Source organism: Sphaerochaeta sp. UBA5849, assembly GCA_002432715.1.
Lineage (GTDB): Bacteria > Spirochaetota > Spirochaetia > Sphaerochaetales > Sphaerochaetaceae > Sphaerochaeta.
In genome coordinates, this window is sequence record DJGJ01000032.1 from 1 (window position 1) to 21,213 (window position 21,213).

At 50.2% G+C, this 21,213-nt stretch carries 23 protein-coding genes; 7 read left to right on the forward strand and 16 right to left on the reverse strand.

All coding sequences use genetic code 11. The features are described 5' to 3' along the window. Positions 1 to 161 precede the first annotated feature (161 nt). Positions 162 to 926: a hypothetical protein gene (locus B3K89_RS05180; RefSeq protein ID WP_293892079.1), complete on the reverse strand. Its 765-nt coding sequence runs from the start codon at positions 924 to 926 to the stop codon at positions 162 to 164. A 76-nt stretch (positions 927 to 1,002) separates the two neighbouring features. Here B3K89_RS05180 and B3K89_RS05185 point away from each other — a divergent pair, with 76 nt between their 5' ends. From B3K89_RS05185 to B3K89_RS05200, 4 genes are read left to right on the forward strand one after another with little or no spacing between them, the layout of a single operon-like run. Continuing rightward, positions 1,003 to 1,704 carry an AzlC family ABC transporter permease gene (locus tag B3K89_RS05185; RefSeq protein WP_293892082.1) on the forward strand — a complete coding sequence of 234 codons (702 nt, stop codon included), beginning with the start codon at positions 1,003 to 1,005 and terminating at the stop codon, positions 1,702 to 1,704. Next, a complete protein-coding gene (locus B3K89_RS05190; protein ID WP_293892085.1) occupies positions 1,701 to 2,012 on the forward strand; it encodes an AzlD domain-containing protein in 312 nt (103 codons plus the stop codon). The genes B3K89_RS05185 and B3K89_RS05190 overlap by 4 nt, the downstream gene beginning before the upstream one ends. A 35-nt stretch (positions 2,013 to 2,047) precedes the next feature. Beyond that, positions 2,048 to 2,719, forward strand: coding sequence for a TatD family hydrolase (locus B3K89_RS05195; RefSeq protein WP_293892088.1), 672 nt, complete (start codon positions 2,048 to 2,050; stop codon positions 2,717 to 2,719). After that, complete coding sequence (locus tag B3K89_RS05200) at positions 2,676 to 3,470, forward strand: tRNA threonylcarbamoyladenosine dehydratase (protein ID WP_293892091.1); 795 nt, start codon at positions 2,676 to 2,678, stop codon at positions 3,468 to 3,470. Before B3K89_RS05195 ends, B3K89_RS05200 begins: the two co-directional genes overlap by 44 nt. Here the strand turns inward: B3K89_RS05200 and B3K89_RS05205 are convergent. Next, positions 3,467 to 4,054 (reverse strand): carbohydrate-binding family 9-like protein, encoded by a 588-nt coding sequence (locus B3K89_RS05205; protein WP_293892094.1) that lies wholly within the window; start codon positions 4,052 to 4,054, stop codon positions 3,467 to 3,469. The two genes, B3K89_RS05200 and B3K89_RS05205, sit on opposite strands and share 4 nt — an antisense overlap. 119 nt (positions 4,055 to 4,173) lie before the next feature. On the opposite strand from B3K89_RS05205, the gene B3K89_RS05210 reads away from it, so the two are divergent. Next, positions 4,174 to 5,163: a hypothetical protein gene (locus tag B3K89_RS05210; protein WP_293892097.1), complete on the forward strand. Its 990-nt coding sequence runs from the start codon at positions 4,174 to 4,176 to the stop codon at positions 5,161 to 5,163. Here the strand turns inward: B3K89_RS05210 and B3K89_RS05215 are convergent. The 6 genes from B3K89_RS05215 to B3K89_RS05240 all read right to left on the reverse strand — a co-directional run bounded on the left by B3K89_RS05215 (position 5,156) and on the right by B3K89_RS05240 (position 10,904). Next, the gene (locus B3K89_RS05215) at positions 5,156 to 5,572 is read right to left on the reverse strand and encodes a YbgC/FadM family acyl-CoA thioesterase (protein ID WP_293892100.1); all 417 of its coding nucleotides are present in this window, start codon (positions 5,570 to 5,572) and stop codon (positions 5,156 to 5,158) included. The two genes, B3K89_RS05210 and B3K89_RS05215, sit on opposite strands and share 8 nt — an antisense overlap. Continuing rightward, positions 5,572 to 6,837, reverse strand: a complete 1,266-nt coding sequence (gene lysA, locus B3K89_RS05220) for a diaminopimelate decarboxylase (RefSeq protein WP_293892103.1) — start codon at positions 6,835 to 6,837, stop codon at positions 5,572 to 5,574. Before lysA ends, B3K89_RS05215 begins: the two co-directional genes overlap by 1 nt. Next, positions 6,834 to 8,063 (reverse strand): LL-diaminopimelate aminotransferase, encoded by a 1,230-nt coding sequence (locus B3K89_RS05225; RefSeq protein ID WP_293892106.1) that lies wholly within the window; start codon positions 8,061 to 8,063, stop codon positions 6,834 to 6,836. Before B3K89_RS05225 ends, lysA begins: the two co-directional genes overlap by 4 nt. Before the next feature lie 5 nt (positions 8,064 to 8,068). Next, the gene (gene dapA, locus B3K89_RS05230) at positions 8,069 to 8,980 is read right to left on the reverse strand and encodes a 4-hydroxy-tetrahydrodipicolinate synthase (RefSeq protein WP_293892109.1); all 912 of its coding nucleotides are present in this window, start codon (positions 8,978 to 8,980) and stop codon (positions 8,069 to 8,071) included. Further along, a complete protein-coding gene (dapB, locus tag B3K89_RS05235) occupies positions 8,977 to 9,750 on the reverse strand; it encodes a 4-hydroxy-tetrahydrodipicolinate reductase (RefSeq protein WP_293892112.1) in 774 nt (257 codons plus the stop codon). Before dapB (B3K89_RS05235) ends, dapA (B3K89_RS05230) begins: the two co-directional genes overlap by 4 nt. A 404-nt stretch (positions 9,751 to 10,154) precedes the next feature. After that, positions 10,155 to 10,904 (reverse strand): FCD domain-containing protein, encoded by a 750-nt coding sequence (locus B3K89_RS05240; protein WP_293892115.1) that lies wholly within the window; start codon positions 10,902 to 10,904, stop codon positions 10,155 to 10,157. 189 nt (positions 10,905 to 11,093) lie between these two features. Here B3K89_RS05240 and dapA (B3K89_RS05245) point away from each other — a divergent pair, with 189 nt between their 5' ends. Beyond that, positions 11,094 to 11,957 (forward strand): 4-hydroxy-tetrahydrodipicolinate synthase, encoded by an 864-nt coding sequence (gene dapA, locus B3K89_RS05245; protein WP_293892118.1) that lies wholly within the window; start codon positions 11,094 to 11,096, stop codon positions 11,955 to 11,957. Positions 11,958 to 12,285: 328 nt separating this feature from the next. Then, positions 12,286 to 13,500, forward strand: a complete 1,215-nt coding sequence (dapB, locus tag B3K89_RS05250; protein WP_293892121.1) for a 4-hydroxy-tetrahydrodipicolinate reductase — start codon at positions 12,286 to 12,288, stop codon at positions 13,498 to 13,500. On the opposite strand, the gene B3K89_RS05255 is transcribed toward dapB (B3K89_RS05250), so the two are convergent. From B3K89_RS05255 to B3K89_RS05290, 8 genes are all read right to left on the reverse strand, one after another. Beyond that, entirely contained in the window at positions 13,497 to 14,024 is a 528-nt protein-coding gene (locus tag B3K89_RS05255) for a 4Fe-4S dicluster domain-containing protein (protein ID WP_293909023.1), read from the reverse strand. The genes dapB (B3K89_RS05250) and B3K89_RS05255 overlap by 4 nt on opposite strands. Positions 14,025 to 14,029: 5 nt before the next feature. After that, a complete protein-coding gene (locus B3K89_RS05260) occupies positions 14,030 to 15,121 on the reverse strand; it encodes an NAD(P)/FAD-dependent oxidoreductase (protein ID WP_293892127.1) in 1,092 nt (363 codons plus the stop codon). A 3-nt stretch (positions 15,122 to 15,124) separates the two neighbouring features. Then, positions 15,125 to 15,445, reverse strand: coding sequence for a (2Fe-2S)-binding protein (locus B3K89_RS05265; protein WP_293892130.1), 321 nt, complete (start codon positions 15,443 to 15,445; stop codon positions 15,125 to 15,127). Further along, the gene (locus tag B3K89_RS05270; protein WP_293892133.1) at positions 15,429 to 15,725 is read right to left on the reverse strand and encodes a (2Fe-2S)-binding protein; all 297 of its coding nucleotides are present in this window, start codon (positions 15,723 to 15,725) and stop codon (positions 15,429 to 15,431) included. The genes B3K89_RS05265 and B3K89_RS05270 overlap by 17 nt, the downstream gene beginning before the upstream one ends. A gap of 12 nt (positions 15,726 to 15,737) precedes the next feature. Beyond that, positions 15,738 to 16,913, reverse strand: coding sequence for an NAD(P)/FAD-dependent oxidoreductase (locus tag B3K89_RS05275; RefSeq protein WP_293892135.1), 1,176 nt, complete (start codon positions 16,911 to 16,913; stop codon positions 15,738 to 15,740). After that, a complete protein-coding gene (locus tag B3K89_RS05280) occupies positions 16,910 to 17,953 on the reverse strand; it encodes an aspartate-semialdehyde dehydrogenase (protein ID WP_293892138.1) in 1,044 nt (347 codons plus the stop codon). The genes B3K89_RS05275 and B3K89_RS05280 overlap by 4 nt, the downstream gene beginning before the upstream one ends. A 100-nt stretch (positions 17,954 to 18,053) precedes the next feature. Then, positions 18,054 to 19,967, reverse strand: a complete 1,914-nt coding sequence (locus B3K89_RS05285; protein ID WP_345907153.1) for a TRAP transporter fused permease subunit — start codon at positions 19,965 to 19,967, stop codon at positions 18,054 to 18,056. A 77-nt stretch (positions 19,968 to 20,044) separates the two neighbouring features. Next, a complete protein-coding gene (locus tag B3K89_RS05290) occupies positions 20,045 to 21,097 on the reverse strand; it encodes a TAXI family TRAP transporter solute-binding subunit (protein WP_293892144.1) in 1,053 nt (350 codons plus the stop codon). Between the last annotated feature and the right edge of the window lie 116 nt (positions 21,098 to 21,213).

The following is a 21,213-nucleotide window of genomic DNA, read 5'->3' on the forward strand; positions in this document are numbered from 1 at the left end:
CTAGTGGTCTGTAAATCCTATTTCTTTCATTTTCTTCGGCCCAAACGCCGGGTAGCTGCGTTCTCGTCGGATCAGATATCGTAGATATCTTCTCCTCCTTGGCCTTGCTACTCACCATTTTAGCTCGAAGCAAATATACAAGCACTAGACTTTACAGCCCACTAGTCGGTCAGCACATCGGCACTGACAACACAGCTGGCTACCACGTAGGATCCCTTCTGCAGTGGTTTTGCCAGCTGTTTTGCTGAGAACACCAGATCCAGATGCCCCATCTCCGTTGCTATGGTTGCAACCATGCACAGCGTATCACGAAACCCGTGCCTGCGTTCTTCAACAGCCAGGACCGGACCGCAAAGCAGCACCATCTGCTCATGCCGGGCGAATTTTTGTCGGGTTTCCTCACTCAGGCTCTCGTCACGTGCCATGATGTAGTTGAAAGGGAGCAACTTCTTGTCTTCCAACCTTCCTTTCTCATCGGTTGCCGATTCATACGCCTGCCGGCTGTCAAAAACATCGAGGGCTTGGGGAAACGCACAGACCTGGAGATTGAGGATGGTATCCTCGTCAATCTGCTCCAAAGTCGCTGCATGCACCAGCGTAGCAATGAAGGCGCTCCTCTCGCTGGGATTGGTCATCAGCAGCGTAAGGGAGAGGGCCTCCCCCTCCCCGATGCGAACCAAGGGTTTGGCCGACCAGAGACAACGTCCGCTCATATGCATATCCAGACCGGCAATCTCCGTATCGGAACCTTTCGCAACCACGCGATACACCAATGTAAGCCCGCTTTGCAGCACCTTGGTGGCATAAAATCCATACTTGGTGGGAATGCGCACGGCTTCCTCGAACCACGCGAGCATTTGCTTCTGGTCGAGTGAGCCGTCCTTGAGCAGGATTTCCAACCCGGTATTAGCGAGATACACAGCCATAGGCACCTCCGAAAGTAAGCTATGATAGCATACCCGCGGCTTGCAAGAAAGGGTGTAAAAGAATACCCTGACGCACATGCAATCAGAATTTACCTTCAAACAAGGCTGCAAAGAAGGCTTTCCCATCTTTGTAGGGTACTTTCCAACCGCAATGGCTTTCGGCCTGGTGTGCAGGGACCTGGGACTAAGAATTTGGGAAGCGGTGCTCTTCTCCATGTCCAATTTTGCCGGAAGCGGGCAGTTTCTTGCTGCAAACCTCATAGGCAAAGGTGCCATCCCGGCCGAAATATTCATCAGCGTCCTGTTGGTCAATCTTCGCTACACCTTTATGGGAGCAGAACTGTCACGCAAGCTCACAAAGGGGATAGGAGGTTGGCAGCGTGCGCTGCTCGCCCATGGAACCACCGATGAGGTTTTCAGCGTTGCAGTACTGCACAATCAACCCATCACCAAATACTACCTGGCAGGCTTGGAAGGCATAGCGTATGCAGGTTGGGTGAGCGGAACCGCAGCAGGCTTTTTGGTGGGCATGATTCTGCCCTCCGCCCTGCAACTGGCAGTTGGAGTGACCCTGTATGCGATGTTCAGCTCCCTGCTGGCCCAGGAGTTCCGGCAGAAAGGTTTCAAGGTTCTCCTCATTGCAGCAATTTCGGCCATCCTCAACAGCGTTCTCATCTTGCTCCTGCATCTGGGCGTCGGTTGGGCATTTGTCATCTCCATGCTCGCAGCAAGCTTTTTCGGCGCTGCAATCACTGACGATATCGAGGAGTATGTATGACTGACCACCCACCCTTCATGATCCCCATCCTGCTCAGCGCTGTTGCAACCTTTCTGGTACGCGCCCTGCCCTATTACGCAACCTTTCTCGACCGTCTTCCCACATTCCTCTCGAAGAGTCTCAGGTTGCTGCCCATCGCAGCCCTCGGTCCCCTGATTTTCCCCGGTGTCATCCTCGACTACAACCAGAGCTGGTACGCAGGATTGCTGGGCATTGCAGCAGCTGCGCTCTTCGCCTACAAGCGACAGGGAATGATCATCCCCATCCTGCTCTCCATCGGCGTAACATACCTTGCTCTTCTGCTCTAGCTTGACCTCCTGGGCCCCGGGCCGTACCATAAGGCATGTTTGACGCCCATCGACACATAAGTGACTGCGAAGCAACCGAAAATGCCCTCTATGCAACCAGTAGTCCCTCTGAATGGCCAAGCCTGCTGAATCTTGGTTCGTCGGCAGTGGGGGGTATCGGGATCCTGCCTTCCGAGTTCCCCGGTGACCCGGATGCTGTCTATGAAATGCTTGTCTCACATCCCGACCTGCAGATAGCCGAGGTTGGTTTGGACCGCCGATATCCAAACAGGGAGACCCAGCGAACCTTTCTTGCCCAAATGCTGCACATGGGCTTCGAGCTTGGCCGCAGCGTCAGCCTGCACTGCGTACGGGAGAACGGCCTATTGTTGACGGTATTGAGAAATGAGCGCAAATACCTGCCGTCGTTGTTGTGGCATGGTTGTACTGCAAGTTTTGAAACGATTGCAGAGGCGGTGCGGTACCAAGTCATCCCATCCTATGGACCGAATATCTACAAAAGCAACCTTCGATCACGCATCCAACAGATACTAGAGCTTCCTTTCGCCTTGGAAACCGACTTCACAGGCTTCGAACGCGACTATGCACAGCTTTTCGCAAACCATATTGCAGCCTTTTGCAGCCTCAGCGGGTACAGCGAAGAGCAACTGGAGAACCACAACGATGAAATCAGAACAATTCTTACGCATAACAAGACTTCTCGGTGAAGATGCCGTCCAATCGCTGCACGAAAAGCGAGTCGTGTTGGTTGGACTGGGTGCTGTGGGGGGCATGTGTCTGGAATCTTTGGTGCGCAGCGGCGTCGGCACGCTGCGGATCGTCGATTTCGACACCGTTGGAATCACGAATCTCAATCGACAGATACTTGCGACGTATGATAGCCTGGGCCGGCTGAAAACCGAAGTGGCGGCAGAACGCATACGGGCGATATATCCCGAATGCAACCTTGAGGTCCTCCCCCTCTTTGTGCACCAGGAGACGCTGGGGCAAATCCTTGAAGGAGAAATCGATCTGGTCGTCGATGCCATCGACTCGCTGAATCCAAAATGCTCCTTGCTGGAGGAAGCGTACAATCGCAAGATCAAAGTGGTGAGCAGCATGGGGGCCGCCCTTCGCCGCGACCCCTTCCTGGTCAGGAAAGCCGACCTTATGGATACCTATGGATGTCCATTGGCACGGGCGGTGCGGACAAACCTGAGAAAGCGGGGAGTTGGAAGAGGCATCGATGTGATATACAGTCCGGAATTGGTGCAATTCACCTATCGAAAGCCCGAGGAAGAGGAACATGCCGACCTCAATGAGCAGATTATCGACAGGGGAAGAAGGCGGAACGTGCTGGGCAGCCTTCCCACCGTCACTGCCATCTTCGGCCAGCACCTGGCACACCTTGCCATCAGCAAATTGTTGGATGCCTCACTGCTTTCAGCAGAGGAGGCTTTCAATCCGAATCACTCCTAGGCGAAGCGTATCGGACTGAAATAAGAAGGCGAATGGAAATCCGGTTTCAACGTGCCTATTTCCGAAACAGCAAGGAAATGGGGAACTGCATGCTTGTCGGCGCAGCAGTAAAAATTTCCCTTCAACTGCACATTCCTCAAATCCTCACCCGGTTTTACCAGACCCAACAAATCAAGCGGAAGGCTCACTTCGAGAGTCCAGCGGCTTTGTTTGTTGGAGTTTTCGAGTATTTCGACTGTATGATCGATTGTTTGAATGAATTCAGGCGGGAACAACGTTCGATTCGCCCTTCCCTCCCCCCTGCCCACGAGCATGCTCAAAGAGGCGCTGCACTCAACATTCACATAGACTTCCTGGCCTTCCCGCTGCAGAAAAGCTTCCACACAGCTGTCTTCCCACACCCTTCCATTGTGCTCAGTCACCATGCGCCTGAGCTGGGGTTCCCGCACCTGGTAGCGTAGATGCAACAGCTGGTTCTCCCAAGCCATGCGCACTGAAGCCTCAACACCCTCATACTCACCCCACAGAGGAATCAGGCTGATCGGAAGGGTTTGCGCAAGTGGTCGGCTATAGATGGTAATCATGATTTCATACTCCCTCTCTGTAAGTATAGACGAGAGCGTACATCCAAACCTAGGGGATTGTGAAGCAAACAGGCAGGCTTTTCTCCTTGATATGCATCACAAATTGAGGAGATATCATTATGAACCATCGAACACTGTCCTTTGCTGGACTCTTGCTGCTGCTCGCGTTGCTCATTGGTTGTGAAAACACCGTTGAGCCTGATAATGCGACCTTGAGGTTGAACCTCGCCTCCGAGCGGTTTCGGACATCGCGAAGCCTGCTGCCCACACCACAGGACATGACCATCGCTACGGTGAGGATCACCGGAACAGGGCCGAAAGGGCAAACGGTGGATGTGCAATCTGCAGACCAGGTGGTGGAAATCGGAAACCTTGCTATCGGAACGTGGAAATTGCATGCAGTCGGGTCCAACAGCAAAGGAACCGCCCTTGTCAGCGGGGATTTGACAACCCTGCTCTCATCGGTAACCAATGAGGCGACCTTGGAACTGACGCAGCTTGTCGGAGAGGGAACAATGAGCATCGAGCTCTCCTGGGATCCCGATCAGGTGGCCTCGGATGTTCGCCTTGAAGCCCAGCTTTTCCATCAAAGCGGTTCACCGGTCGATCTTGAGGTTGGTGCATTGAACAAAACGGACGGCACGGTTGCCTTGGCAAAGACCCTGCCTGCCGGCTCCTATTATCTCAAACTGCAGCTGTTCAGCCAGGAGGTTCTGGTCAGCGGAGCAAGTCAATCCTTGAGAATCCTTGACGGGGTGACCAGCGATGGCAGCATTGAGCTCATCATCGGCGACCTATCCACCGCCTACACCATCATGGTCGTAAACAACACCATGCTTCCCATCGAAGGAAGCATTGTCTTTAGCCCACTGCAAGCAAAAGCGGGGGATGAGGTGACGCTTACCTATACTCCGAGCAATCTCCCGGAGGGAATTGGTATCAACGACCTGCAGATCGACTGGTATTGCGAGGGTATCCTCGTACAAGCATCACAGGCTGCCTATACCAGTATTCCGCTTGCCGGAGTTCACCGCTACGATGTCATCGTCAATCACGACCGGTTGGGAAGCCTGGGCTCCTCAACCATTCTGCTTGACATGCCTAGGTAGCTGACTCAAATGCCGGGACGAACCAAGCAGGAAGGGGCATCGGACGGTGTGTCAGTGCATTGATTGCGGCTACCCTGACCAGAAGGACGCACAGAGCCTGCCCGTCACGCAGGACTGTCTGCCGAAAGACGATCGAGAACCGTTTTGCACTTTCAAACTCGGTCTGCACTTCCAAAAGATCGTCCAGATGGGCCGGGCTTTGATAATCCACCGTAATCGATTTGACGACAAAGGCAAGGCCTTCAGCCTCCATAAGGCTGGTTTGCGAACCATTCAGGCCGTGCTGTTGGGCAATTTCACGCAACATTTCCGTCCTTGCATGCTCGGCGAAATCAAGATACCGGCCGTGGTAGACAATGCCACCACAGTCGGTATCACTGTAATACACGCGAATTGGAAAGGTGTGCATCAAACCTCCACCTCCGCTCCTTCAAACCGAAGGGTCTGTACGTAATCATCGTAGGTTTGCGCCCTGCGAATCATAACCACCGAACCATCGCGCTTGAGCAGATACTCGGCACAGCGGAGCTTTCCATTGTAGTTGAAGCCCATGCTGTGACCGTGGGCCCCTGCATCATGAATCACTACAATATCGCCCTTCTGCACTTCGGGCAACTTGCGGTCGATGGCAAACTTGTCGTTGTTCTCGCACAGCGACCCGGTTACATCATAGGTATGGTCGCAAGGCATCGTATCCTTTCCCACCACGGTGATATGGTGATAGGAACCATACAGGGCGGGACGCATAAGATTCGCCATCGATGCATCAAGGCCGACATAGTCCTTGTACTTTTTCGTTACATGCAGGACTTTGCTGACAAGGTACCCATAGGGACCGGTGATCACCCGTCCACACTCGAAGACAATCTGAAGTGGATCCAGGCCTGCCGGAACAATCATGCTCTCATAGAGCTCATGCATATCATTGCTGACCTTTGCAAGGTCCATCGCCTCCTGGTCGGGACGGTAGGGTATGCCGATGCCGCCTCCCATGTCGATGAACTCAATGCGTACGCCTGCCTCTTTGTGGATGCGGATGGCAAGGTCGAAGAGCATGCGGGCGGTCTCAACGATGTACGATCCATCCAATTCGTTGGATGCAACCATGGTATGAAGACCAAAGTGCTTGACTCCCTTCTCTTTCATGATCCTGTAGCAATCGATGATCTGGGCCGTGGTCACCCCGTACTTAGCCTCCACCGGGTTGCCGATGATGGCATTGCCGGTACGGTCAGGACCGGGATTATACCTGAAACAGATGGTATCGGGAGTCGTCCCAACCGCCTGCTGGAGCGCTTCTATGTGGGTAATATCATCCAGGTTGATGATGGCCCCGAGGTCATAGGCCGCCTTGAATTCCTCAGACGGGGTGTCATTGCTGGTAAACATGATTTTTTTGCCGGTGATGCCGCAAGCCTTGGCAAGCAGCAGTTCAGGCAGGGAGGAGCAGTCTGCTCCGAACCCCTCTTGGGCCAGGAGCTTGAGAATGGTTGGGTTGGGACAAGCTTTTACCGCATAGTAATTGCAAAAACCGGGTGCCCAAGCAAAGAGTCTCTTGAAACTCCGAGCATGCTCGATCATCGCTTTTTCATCGTACAAGTAGAACGGGGTCGGCAATTGGGAAGCCAGCTCGAGCATCTGTCCATGACCTATCGGTAGCTTTTTCTCACTCATATCTTCAAATTCTCCTCAATCATCTGCATAGCCTGGACAACCTGTTCGCGATGGCCGTACGACGAAACCCTCACAAAATTCCTGCCGGCCGGGCCGAATCCACTTCCCGGGGTCACCACCACATGGCAGGTATCGAGCAACAGGTCGAAGAAATCCCAACTCTCCATACCATTGGGAGTCTTCGCCCAGATATACGGACTGTTGATCCCACCATAGACCGTCAAGCCAACTTTGGTAAGCCCTTCACGGATGATCCTGGCATTTTCCAAGTAGTATGCGACCAAGGCCCTGCTTTGCTCGTATCCCTCTCCGGCCAACGCAGCATATCCACCCTTCTGGGCAATGTTGCTTGCACCGTTGAAGAACGTGCATTGCCGGCGGTTCCACATCGAATTGAGCACGGTTGGAGGAGCATCCTCACAGACCAGTGCCTTGGGTACGATGGTCCAACCAAGCCGGACACCGGTAAAACCGGAAAACTTGGAGAAACTGTTTATCTCGATGGCGCACTCCTTGGCCCCTTCCACTTCATAGATGGAGCGGGGATACCCGGCTTCGGTGATGTACTCGCTGTAGGCGCTGTCGAATATGATGACACTCTTGTGCGCTCGTGCGTAATCGACAAAGACCTTCAGCTGGTCATAGGATGCAACCGAGCCTGTGGGATTGTTCGGACTGCACAGGTAGATCAAGTCCACCTTCTGTTTCGGAGGCTCGGGAATGAACCCATTCTCCTCCGTGCTTGCCAAATAGACAAAGCCGTCGTAGCAACCCTTCTCCTTATTGAAAAGCCCGGTACGCCCTCCGACTACATTGCTATCCACATACACTGGATAGGCAGGGTCTTGAATGGCAACGATATTGTTTTCACCAAACAGGTCCTGAATGTTGGCAGCATCACTCTTGGCCCCGTCACTGACAAAGAACTCGGTGCTTTCCAACTCTACTCCGTAGCGCCGGTAGTAGGCGACCAAGGCCTCGCGCAGGTAGGCATCTCCCTGCTCATCACCGTATCCGGTATAGGTGCTGCGATCTGAAAGAGCGTCAATCTTCTCCTTCATTGCGTTGCAGACTGCCCTGGGAAGAGCTTCGGTGGTATTGCCGATGCCCAAGCGAAGGACAGGCACTCCTGGATGGGTCTTCTGCCAGGCACTTGTTCTGCGGGCGATTTCCGGAAAGAGGTACCCGCTTGCAAGCTTTTGATAATTCGTATTGATCGTAGCCATGAACACTATCTCCTTGCTATCGCCCCAAGCTCATCCAATGCATCAAGTTCTGCATAGAGGCGGACCCTGTTCTCTTCATTCTCAAAACTGCACAGCGGTAGCCTGAACGACTCTTCGCACCAGCCGTACCGTGCCATGGCCGTCTTGATCGGGATGGGATTGGTTTCCAAGAAACAGGCCTTGAAGAAACCAGCAAGCTTCGCCTCCATCTCCCGCGCTGCAGCAAACTTGCCTCCCAGGGCAAGGTGAATCATTTTTGAGATATAGGCTGGGCAGATGTTCGATGCGACACTGATGACACCGTCACCACCGCTCTCGATCAAGGCCAAGGAGAGATTGTCATCACCACTGAGTACATGGAACTTGCCATGTGTGGCATCAATGACCGCGCGCATCTGTTCTAGGCTGCCGCTGGCTTCCTTGACTCCCACAATGTTCGAGCAGGCATCGCTGAGAGCCTTTACCGTTTCGGTTTCAATATTCACACCCGTTCTTCCCTTGATATTGTAGAGAATGCAGGGAATGTCGACGCTCTCGGCAATTGCTTTGAAGTGGAGATACAAACCCTTCTGGGTAGGCTTGTTATAGTAGGGATTGACCAGCAGCACAGCATCAGCTCCCACCTGCTGGGCATGCCGGGAGAGCCTGATAGCCTCGCTGGTGGCATTGGAGCCGGTGCCTGCAATGACAGGAACCCGGCCGTTGGCAAATTTGACGGTCAGGGCGATGGTGCGGTCATGCTCGTCGTGACTGAGGGTCGGGCTCTCCCCGGTAGTGCCGCAGGGCACCAACCCGTCGATGCCGCTTTGAATCTGCATCTCGATGATCTGCTCAAGGCGCTCTTCATCCAGATTGTCCTTCTTGGTGAACGGGGTGATCAACGCAGTATGAACCCCCTTGAAACTCAATTCTTTCATACATTCTTCTCCACTGATAGATATACGTCGTCAAGCATGTCATCGATAGAAAAGAAGCCCTGCTTTTTAGCAACAATCCAAGCTGCAGCCTTCAGGGCTCCCGATACAAACCCCTCACTGTTGCGAGCCGTGTGGGTTAGCTCGATTGTATCGACAGGACTGTCGAACAGTACCGTATGCACACCTGGACTGTATCCGCCACGAACCGAGGAGATGTGAATTTCATGCTTCTCCCGCCTGCGGTCAAGCCGTGCAGTTTCTAGCTTGTCTTTTGCGTCAAGCTGTTGCGTAAGAATATTTCCGAGCATCACTGCAGTACCAGAGGGACTATCAGCCTTGGCAGCATGAAACCATTCCTGAACCAGGGAATCGTATTCAGGAAAGTTGTTCATCAGACTCGCAGCCTTGCGTACGATGGAGAAAAAGAGTTGGACTCCAATGGAAAAATTACCAGACCAGATGATAGCACATCCAGGAAGGGACTCAAGTTCCTTCAAAGAATCAAGCTTATCGTACCATCCGGTTGTAGCAATGACTGCAGGTGTCGAGGTATCACAGTACAGCTTCATCCGTTCTTCAATTCCCTCTGCTACAGAAAACTCGATGGCTGCATCCGCACCCGCCAAAGCCTGTGCAGTCAGCGTACGATGCGTCACCCTCGAATCCACAACGTATGGATCGATTATAGAGACGACATCATGTCCGCTGGTAATTGCAGCCTCATGCAATTGCCTACCCATCTTTCCAAATCCTACGATTGCAATGTGCATTCAGTTCTCCTTTGTTTTAATTGTTTTGGAGTGTATCATTCTCATAACATTTTGTCTATAATCACAACAAAATGTTTTTTATGCAACTATTTTGAACAGTGTTATCCCTCAAATTGACCCACTTTCATTCCAAGCAAGACTCATGATTTTCTGGAAGGTACGACCAAGAAGCATGATTTCGAAATGAAAAACCAGGCTGAAAAATCCGATTCGTTGGCAGGTATTCCAGTATGGTTGTCGTAATCGCGGCCGACTTACAACGACTGTTGTCCTGTCGGCCGGGATAAGAAGGTATTCAACTACAGGGAATACCAAATGTTGAACGTATTACAAGCAGTTCGGAGAACGCTCCAGCTGGCTACTCGATTACATGGGAAAAACCATCAGGAATTTTCATTTGGATTCTACAATCCATCACCATTTTTGCGCTTGCGCATATACTCGTTCCAATACTGATTCACGTCGTGCGTCAGTTTCTGCAGGTGGTCCATCATGCTGTCTTCAGCCTTATCAGGGTCATGATTCTCGATTGCCTCGAGAATACTGAGGTGATACGTACGATAGTCGTCGCCTACACGATGCCTGAGTTGTTCAAACAATTCAGACTGTTGGCCCATGGTGGAAAGCATCATATACAGTGATACCAAGGCTTTGTTTTTTGAAGCTCTTGCGATACAGCTATGGAAAGCTATATCATCTTTTGCAATACTCTGCCTGTCGGATGAGTGCATCTGCTGATTAGCATAACAGCGTTTAAGTTCTTGCAGTTCCTCATCTGTTATGCGTTCAGCGGCAAGACGTGCCGTTTGGCGCTCAATGGCGGACCTGGCTTCGAGAACTATGATGAAATTTTCCAGCACATCGCTACTTAACAATGATTCCAAGCTTGTCCTGTAATAATCAAGTTCGAGTGTAGTATTCGTATCCTCAATGATCTTCCTTCCAAGTGGAGTGATCAGGCGCCCTTTGAATCCAATTTTTTCCAAATATCCAAGTGTTTCCAACTCGTTCAATTCTCGTCCAACGGTCGCGCTACTGACTTCAATACCGTTTTTTTTAAGACTGTTGACAATATACCATGATCCAACCGGTTCTTTAGAATTTCCTATCAGTTCCAGAATTGGTTTCTTCCATTTATCTTTTGTAATTTCCACAACGTTACCTCCGTATCAGTCTAACCAATCTGAACCATTCCCGCAAGACATCTTTACAACTCCAAGCGGACAAGGCACCCCACTCTAATTTCTTCCAGCAGTTTTACTTGACTGCACTAATTCGGCGGTTTACACTACTACCACTCACAGTATGAGTAGTGATTACAAAAAAAAGCAAGGAGAATAACCATGTTGCAGGGAGTTTTTACTGCGCTTGTCACACCGTTTTCTCAAAATGGGCACATTGACATAGGTGCGCTTACGGCAATCGTTCAAAAACAATTGGAATCAGGGATTGATGGCTTGGTACCGATCGGTACAACCGGAGAAAGCCCGACTCTCGATGACAAAGAGAAAGAGCTGATCATCAAGACAATTGCCGAACTTGCAAACGGGAAAGTCCCTGTCATTGCCGGCAGTGGATCGAACTGCACAAAATCGGCGGTTGAAGCTACAAAAAAAGCAAAGGATGCCGGAGCCGACTACACGTTGCAGGTAGCACCTTATTACAACAAACCGTCTGAGGAAGGTCTGTATCGTCATTTTATCGAGATTGCTGAAAAAGGCGGTTTGCCTGTTGTCCTCTATAATATTCCAGGCCGCAGCGCAATCAACATGTCAGTTGATCTTATACTCAGGCTGGCAGAGCATCCACGTATCGTCGCTGATAAGGAAGCTTGTGGTAATATGGGTCAGATACAGGACTTGCTTCACCGAAAACCTGCCGATTTTTCTGTCTTATCCGGAGACGATGCACTTACACTGCCGATGATGGTGTGCGGTGCCCAAGGCATCATTTCAGTAGCCAGCAATATGTTTCCGGCCGAGATGGTGAAGATGACTCACGCTGCCGCCGAAGGTGATTTCAAAACTGCGTTGGAGGTTTACAACTGGATCTATCCCTTCTTTGTAAACCAATTCATCGAGACAAATCCTGTCCCAGTGAAGACATACATGGCATCTAAAGGAATGCTTGAAGAGGTGTTCAGGCTTCCGCTGGTACCGCTTAACACACTCCATAAGGAAACGCTTCTGGCTACATTCAAGCATTGAATCTTAGCAAAACGAATACGAACGCAAGAAATGAAATTCTTTCATGCTGCAGGCAATCAGGCAGTATAAACAGAATTCTCTTTGCAGCAACACGCGTCCATGCTTCATACACAAAAATGGCAGATGAAACCGGATTCAAGAATCTCCAGGATGGCATGAGTTGAATGATCGCCTCTTGCTGAAGCAAAACTAGTCTTGCACAAACATTCTTTTTTTGTCCACTATGCAAAGAGCATGGATAAATACCTAAAAATAATTCCATGTTATCATTGATTCATCTTTGTTTTTAGAATAACATATAAACATATTTGCTAACAGGATGTTTTATATGGTTAGAATAATTCTATACGGTTGTAGTGGAAGGATGGGACAAGTCATTACATCAATGGCAGAGCGAATTGACAACCTTTCCATTGTTGCAGGAATAGACGTATATCCAAGTGAACGAGAATACCAGGTGTATCCAAGCCTGCTTGCATGCCCTGTTCAAGCAGACGTTCTCCTCGACTTTTCCTCACCCAAATCGTTGCACGACTATCTCGATATTGCCATTGAGCGCAGGCTCGCTGTTGTTGTGGCGACAACCGGGCTTGAGACTCCCGAATTGGATGCATTGACAAGGGCAGCAGAAAAGATTCCCGTTTTTCGTTCGGGAAGTATGTCGCTAGGAGTCAATCTCGTTCAACAACTGGTAAAAAATGCAGCAAAGGTCTTAGGAGAACAATTTGATGTTGAAATCATCGAAAAGCATCACAACCTGAAAAAGGATGCACCCAGTGGAACGGCGTTGATGCTTGCCGATTCGGTTAACGAAGGTCGGACGCAAAGGCTGAGATACGTATACGGCAGGCACGGAGGCGATACACAGCGGAAAAGTGATGAGCTGGGCATCCACTCAATGCGTGGTGGAACAATCGTCGGTGAGCATGAAGTTTTGTTTGCAGGCAAAGACGAAGTAATTACCATCAGTCATCAAGCCTTCTCGCGACAGGTGTTCGCTACCGGTGCCATCTTGGCGGCTTCTTATATCGTCGAACAAAAACCCGGCATGTATTCGATGCAGGATATGATTACTGCAAAAAGTGCGATAACGACGCTGTTGGCACAACCAGATCAGGTTTTGGTGTCAATTGAGAATATACCGCGAAACATGACGCTGGTTACAGACCTCTATGGAGCGTTGGCATCAAATGATGTATTCATTGACATGATCAGCCATACGGGTGCAACCAACGGACATATCGCAATAGCTTTTACCATTAATCGGAAAGATCTTGACAAGACAAGGGGCGTAATTGCCAAGCTTACTGAGACGCAGCTGCAAACCAAAGCAACTATTTCTGAGAATATCACCAAGCTGACCGTGGAAGGCCCTGGCATGGAATTCCAGTCCGGTGTAGCGTATAAAGTGTTTTCTTGTATGGCAAAAGCAGATATTTCGATTTTTGCAGTTACAACGTCGGAGAGTAAGATTGAATATGCAATCTACTCTACCGACGTCGATAAGGCAATACGAATCATCAAGGAAGAATTCGCTATTTAGTCGGTTGCCAAACGTTGCATATTCACAACGTGTTCATACTGCTCGACCGGGTAGGATGCATAAATGATTGCGGTTCGGTTGAACCGCTTGATGGTCACCACCTTGATCACAGTCCCTTCGCATACTACCTGGCCGTATCGATTGACCATGTTTACAGTTCTCCCCGCTTCTGGAAGCGGCAGATATTCGAACGGGAAAGCAATAAAGGACAAATTCTTGGTGTAGTTTTTTTGCTTGAGATAGATGGCCAAGCCGGGGCAAGCTGCTACACACAAACCGCACCCGGTACATGTTTCGATGTCGATGACCGGTAGGTTGGTGATCTCGGAACCAACCGTAATGGCATGAACTGGACATGCCGTTTCACATGGGTTGCAGGGGATTGCCTCGATGCATTCAATTACTGCCACTGGATGTTGCATGCGCTCATCAGGAAGGATGTATTCCTTTGTTGCGTGCAATTCAGCCAAGCTTGCCGCACCGGTGGTCTTCAGTCTCTCTTCGCTCTCATGTTGATAATCCATCTCGTTCACCCTTCCCTGGCAGCCATAATGGCCTCTTTCGCATCGCGTCTTTTTTGGCCGAACATCCCGGAACGCAGGGCCATCAAATTATGGTTGATTGCCTCAAATCGCGACCTATACCGTGATGCCTCGAGATACCCTAGCGATTGGGCAGCCGATAATCCGGCCATGCGCCCTTCTTCCATCGCAGTACTGGCTTCTTCAACACCTGAAACATCGCCTGCGATGTAAATCGAAGGTATGCTGGTACGCATCGACTCATCATGCCATGGCACTAAACCACCCAAAACGGGACTATTGACCGAACGGCAACCAGCGCCGAAGGCCAGTTCCACCGCAGGGGTAAGGCCGGCGGCAATGCAGATGGTGTCTACATTCAATGTAAATTCTGTACCTGCAATCGGTTTCCAAGCGGCATCGAGTTTTACAATCAGTGCCGACTCGACATGATCGGTTCCATGAGCCTCAAATACGGTATGAGCAGTGTAGAAAGGAACACCTGCACGTCTGACCTTTGCCGTATGTACACCATACCCGCCAAGTTGCGGGGCTGCTTCGACCACCGCTCTGACTTGTGCTCCGGCTTGAAGCAACTGATATGAGACGATGACGCCTACATTCCCCGACCCGATCATCAGGATTTTCTTGCCCGGGAGAACCCGGTGGATATTGATCATGGTTTGCGCAGCCCCGGCTCCCATAACACCGGGAAGTGTCCAGCCAGGAAAATTGACGACATTCTCGTTGGCTCCGGTTGCCAGTATGATGCGCTTGGCATGGATGGTCAGGGATTTGCTTTTATCACGCACCAGCCAGACTTTATCCTGATCGAATATTCCGCAGGCTTCGGTATTGAGCCAGACTTCAATATCCAGTTCTTCCGCCTTCTTCAGCAATAAGGTCCCGATATCGATTCCGCGTACGCCTGCACTATGTTCCCGAGAGCCGAAAAATTTGTGAATCTGCTTGAACAATTGTCCACCGGGCTTTGCGTTTTCGTCAACCAACAACACCTTCGCTCCGGCCTCTGCAGCTTCGATAGCCGCACACAATCCAGCCGGGCCGGATCCGATAACAACTATATCTCGTTCTACCATTTGCTATCGTTCCCCTCCCCAATCGCCGAATCCCATCTGCGTCTCTATCACCATCCCATCCTCTACCGCCGTTACACAGGTACGTACATTTGGAGTTCCGTTGACAGTCATAACGCAATCGGTGCAGCGACCGATGCCGCAGAAGATACTGCGCGGTTCATGTCTTTTCACCGTCTTACGGAAATAGGGTTTACCGGCAGCCATGAGTGTTGCAGCAATCATTTCACCTTTCCGCGCTTCGACAGGTTCGCCGTCAACATAGATGGTGACTTTCTCTTCCTCCGGAAGCGGACCAAGTATCGGATGATCAAGAATTCTTTGCATCATTGAACTCCTCGTTCTCAACTACCTGCATCTTTTCAGGTCGCACGGGATACCGATAGGATTTCGGCATAACCTCTTCAAGCGGTTTGCCGGTGCGCTGGGCAATGATTCTTGCAATGGTCTTGGAGCAGGTTCTTCCTTGGCAAAGGCCCATACCCGCCCGAGTAACACGTTTGATATCCTTGACAGTTATAAAACCCTCGTCTATAGCCTGTTCAATCTCGCCCAAGGTAACTTCCTCACAGCGGCAGATGAACATATCCTTATCATCGTCAGCCATACACACACCTCCTTACAGGTTTGCGAATCTGTTGGGCGACAATTCGTCCAATCGATGGTCGACCGGGTCCCGGCACACCATCGATGCCAAGAGTGTACCGGTAATCGGAGCAAGGGCAATACCATCGCCTTCATGTCCCGCTGCAGTAAAGAATCCTTCAATTCCACTATGCTCGCCCAACAGCATCCTCCCGTCGGGCGTCGAAGGCCGCAGGCCGGCAATCGCACGAATGAAGTTGACATCACGCAGCCGTGGCAGATACTTGAGCGTCTGATTGATGATCGCCCTGATTCCCCCGATCGTGGTGCTCTTATCGAACCCTACGTATTCACGGGTGCTGCCGACCAAATACGTATCACCTCCCGAACGGGTAAATGCAAAGGACAATCCCATCGACCGCTCATCTTCATTCAAATCCACAACAACATCGTTTCGTAACTTTGTCACCAGATATTTCGCACTCCAAAGATTGGTCTCCCCTATCGGTGGGACTCGTTCGGTGATGACGATTTGGCCTCGTTTGGGGGTAATGGGTACGTTGGCTCCGACCATCTCCCCGATCTGACCCGCCCACGTTCCTGCTGCATTTACGACAACCGGGGCCTGAAACACCGTACAGTCCTGGGTGGATACCAAATAATCACCGTTGCCGATTCGATCGATGCCGACTACCCCGTTTCGCCTGAAGACCTTCATACCATAGTGAGCGCCTTTTCGTTCGAAGGCCCGCATCACTGCAAATGGATCCACCTGGGAGTCCATCCTGCTGTAGGTGGAAGCTATGATATGGTCGCTGAGGAAGGGTTGTTTCTTGTGAATCTCACGTTTGTCGATCACCTCGACATCAAGACCATACGAACGTTGCTGTGAGACAAACTCCTCCATGATCTCCAACTCCTGTTGGTTTTCGATCAGCACCATTCCGCCCAGGTTTGCAAATCCAAGGTTGTCATCCATTTCGGCACGCAGCGACTTATAGAGTTCCAAGCTCTCAAACGTCAGTTCAAGATTGATGCCGGGCTTTTTGGACTGGAAGAGTATCATGTCATCGCATGCACCGGATGCCCCATCGGCAAAGCCCCCTGTATCAAGTACAAATACCCGCTTACCTCGTTTTGCGAGGTAAAAACCACAAGACAGGCCGATAATGCCTCCACCGATAACCAATACGTCGGCAGCATGAGTCATGTACTTCGTCTCCTCAAGTGTGCCGACCGATCAACCAAATCCATTTCGACCAGTTTTTCGGCAATTTGTACAGTATTGAGCGCCGCTCCCTTGAGCAGGTTATCAGAAACCACCCACATATTCAGACCGTTTTCAACCGAAGGATCCCTTCTGAGTCTTCCTACAAAGACTTCGTAACAATCCTCTGCATCAATCGCCAACGGGTACGCCAGACGGGCAGGATCATCCACCAGCTGTATGCCTGGGGCTTTTTTGTATATCTCGAACACTTGTTCCATCTCGAATGGCTTTTCAAACTCAAGGTTGATGGACTCACTATGACCTCTGAATACCGGAATTCGGACAGCCGTCGGGCTGACAAGAATGTTGGGATCCAGCATTTTGTGTGTTTCATTTACCATCTTCATCTCTTCTTTGGTGTACCCATTTTCCAAGAATACATCTATGTGAGGCAACGCATTGAAAGCTATCTGATGCGGATACACGTTCGCGACTGCTTGTTTGCCATCCAATACCGACTGAGACTGTTCCCGCAATTCACGAATTGCAGCAGCTCCGCTGCCTGAGACAGCCTGGTAGGTCGAAACCACAACACGCTTGATTGTGAATGCATCATGCAATGGCTTGAGCGCCACCAACATCTGAATCGTCGAGCAATTGGGGTTTGCGATCAGGCCCTTATGTGCTCGCAATGCTTCAGGATTGACTTCGGGAATCACTAAAGGTACGCCCTCGGCCATACGCCACTGGCTCGAGTTGTCGATTACCACTGCTCCTTCCGAAACGGCTATCGGAGCCAGGATCTCACTCGCTTCTGCTCCAGCAGAGAATAAAGCGATATCAACATCGGTGAACTTACTCTTGTCCGCTGTTTCAACCGTCCACATCTTGTTCCTGAACGGTACTTGCTTTCCTGCATTCTCTTCGATGTCCATCGGTTTGAGCGAGGAGACAGCCAACGAGGACCGTTCCAGAATCTTGGTCATCTGTTGGCCAACAGCTCCCAGGGCTCCCACAATTGCAACTCGATATGATTTCATATGTACCACCTTTTTAGCCGGTTGTTCATACTGCTGTATCGCACAACCAGCTCAACCATCCTGAATGATGGCGTCACTATGTTATTACCAATGCTCTCCCTTAAGCCGGTACGGCGGGCTTAATTACCTTCTTTTTCATTTTTGCTACAATAAAGAAAACCAAGATGATGACAGCCGATATGATCAAGGCCATATCAACAGTGTACGAATGCATGATTTTCGGTGTGCACGCTACGATGATCATAGCTACCGTCAAAGCTCCCAATACCGCTCGTTCCCAGAGTTTCAAAATCCTGTTAAAATATCCACGCATCGATGATGCCATAGTAATAACAGCATAGAATATGAGAATACAAAGGGCTATGACTTCAAGAAAGGATCCTCTCATCAAGAAGGCAGGGTTGTAAACGAAGATATAGGGGATGATGAATCCCACCAGCGCCAGACGCAACGCTTCCCATCCCGTCTTCAACGGGTCGGAACCGGCAATGGCAGCTCCACAATAACTAGCAATGCTCACCGGGGGCGTCACTTCAGCCAGGATGGCAAAATAGAATACAAAGAGGTGGGCGGTCAGTACATCGATACCCAGGGCCTGCAGAGCCGGACCGCCAATTGTTACGGCAACGATATAGGCGGGAGTACACGGCATTCCCATGCCCATCAGAATCGATGTAACCATGATGAGCATCAATGCAGGCAGCAAAAATCCGCCTGACCAGGATTGGATAACGGAAGCTATTCCCAACGCTAAGCCGGTATATGTCACGATGCTGATCACCATTCCGGCTCCGGCGCATGTGACTGCCAGCATGATGAGATTCTTTCCAGCCAACTCAAACGTTTCATACAACTTTTTGGGAGTCATCCACGTGTTACGCTTGAAGAATGTAATCAAGAATGTAGCCAGAATTCCATAAACAGCAGCCATGAACGGCGAATAACCGATTACTAGGAAAATGACAAGGATAATGAGGGGAATCAACTGATACGAGTCTTTTAAGACTTGTTTCGTTGAAATAATTTCGCTTTCATCCATTCCTCGAAGATTCTCTTTTTTGGCCTCGAAGTGGACTTTGATGAGAATACTCAGAAAATAGAAAATTGCTCCAATGACGGCTGCCTTGATGATATGGACATACGCAATTCCGGTTATTTCCGACATGACGAACGCTCCGGCACCCATGATCGGAGGCATGATCAACCCACCTGTTGAGGCAGCTGATTCAACCGCTCCTGCGAATTGTTTGCGATAGCCCAACCGCTTCATAAGGGGAATGGTGAACACACCGGTTGCATATACGTTTGCAGCAGCCACCCCGCTGATTGAACCAAACAGGCCGCTTGAGATGACAGCAATCTTCGCAGGACCACCAACCGACCTTCCCGCTAGTGATACTGCCAAGTTTGTAAAGTACTCACCGGTCCTCGTATTTTGCATGAACGCACCGAAGATGACAAATACAGCAACCAGTGTAGCCGTAACCCCGATGATGGAACCGTATATCCCCTCACTTGTAAAGAGGTAGAGAATTTCCACCATGCGGCTGAGCTGCATCGGCTTCGAGTAAAAAATACCACTGAGATACGGAGCTGTGACCAGATACACAAGAAAGAGACTGATCAGGATGGCCATCGCAGGTACGACAACCCGGCGAACCGCCTCGATCAGCAATATGATATTGATAAGGCCGAGAACTGTCTCCACCGGATGGACTGGATCGATCATTTCATACCGCATATTCAGTCTCGCATCCGACAACATCAGATACAGTGGTGGGAAAATAGCCAAAATGGCTAATATACAATCCAATACCGTCGGTCGATCAGTAGGCGACTTGGTTTTAGACGCAGGAAACAGAAGAAAGGCCATCGGCAAGAGAACCATCAGGTGAATACCACGCTGAATTCTTGGCTGGAAAACTCCAAATATTGCGGTATATAAATGAAAAACAGCCACCGCAACTAGGCAAAAACTGACAACCCATTTCAACCAACCTTTCAATTCACGCATAGTATTCACTCCACTTTTGTTTTAGTTTTTAAAAAACGGACCTTACGGAAGGTCCGTTTTTGATAGTCGAGGTACTCTTACTTCAACAAACCAACCTCTCTGTAATACTTTTCAGCACCCGGATGCAGAGGAATCATTGTATTAGGAGCAGTCTCAGCCGTGAAATACTTCCCAAACGAAGGATTGATGCTCTTCACTTCACCAATGTTCTCTATGAGAGCTTTCACGAAATGGTAGGCAACAGTGTCGGACAGTTTGGCAGAAGCAATGATTTCAGTAGAGTGTCCGATGGCCTTCTTGTTCACATCAATACCCTTGTAGGTTCCCGCGGGAATCACGTTCAAACCGGTTTCGAGGGCAACAGTACCATAGGTGTCGGCACTCCACTTGATCAAATCATCGCTGGCTTCAAGGATGGTTGAATCTCTGGAAATCGTCATTTCGGTAATTGCGGCACCGGGAAGTCCAAGACATGCGATAACGTAATCAACGTGTCGATCCTTATAATAGTTGACCATATCACCATAGACAGCCTGGAACAGTTTGCCGCCATTTTTCTCGATTTGTTCGTAGGAAATGCCATAGTAGTTTTCAAGGATGAACGTGGTAAGGGCACGCTCACTGGTTCCCGGCATCGGAGCCGCAACGTTGAGTTTCTCTCCGGCCTTGATCTTTGCAGCAAATTCGTCGATCGTGGTAACTCCAGTCGATTTCGCAGCAAGGAAGTGGTAGAAGTCCACAGAGAATCCTCCCAGCAGTCCTCTGATGTTCTTGACTTCCCTGTCATACAAAGGAGCTATACCATTGTAAGCAGCTTTGTCGACATATCCCACACCCCAACCAAAATCATCTTTTCCCTGATCAACTGCTAGCGGGTTTGCTGTGCCACCACCAGGAATGACCTTGATTGTAATTTCGGGGAATGTGTTTTTCACAATTGCCGACATGGCTCCAGCCTGTGTGTACCAACCGCCTCCCATTCCACCAGCCGTCCATGAGTACGTGCCTGCTTTGAGAGGTTCCATTCCTCCTGCCGTCGGAGTAGCAGTCTCCGCCTGCGCAGCTGCAAAGAGCAAACCCGATACCAGTATCAACGCAAGCATCAGTAACCCTATTCGGTTCCTTTTCATGTCTTCCTCCTATTGTAGTGACGTATGAGTGCATTCTTGCTACTTCTTATAGTATGAGTAGCGACTATATCTTACCATGACTGCGGTAGTTGTCAACGCAATTATTCTAAACCGAT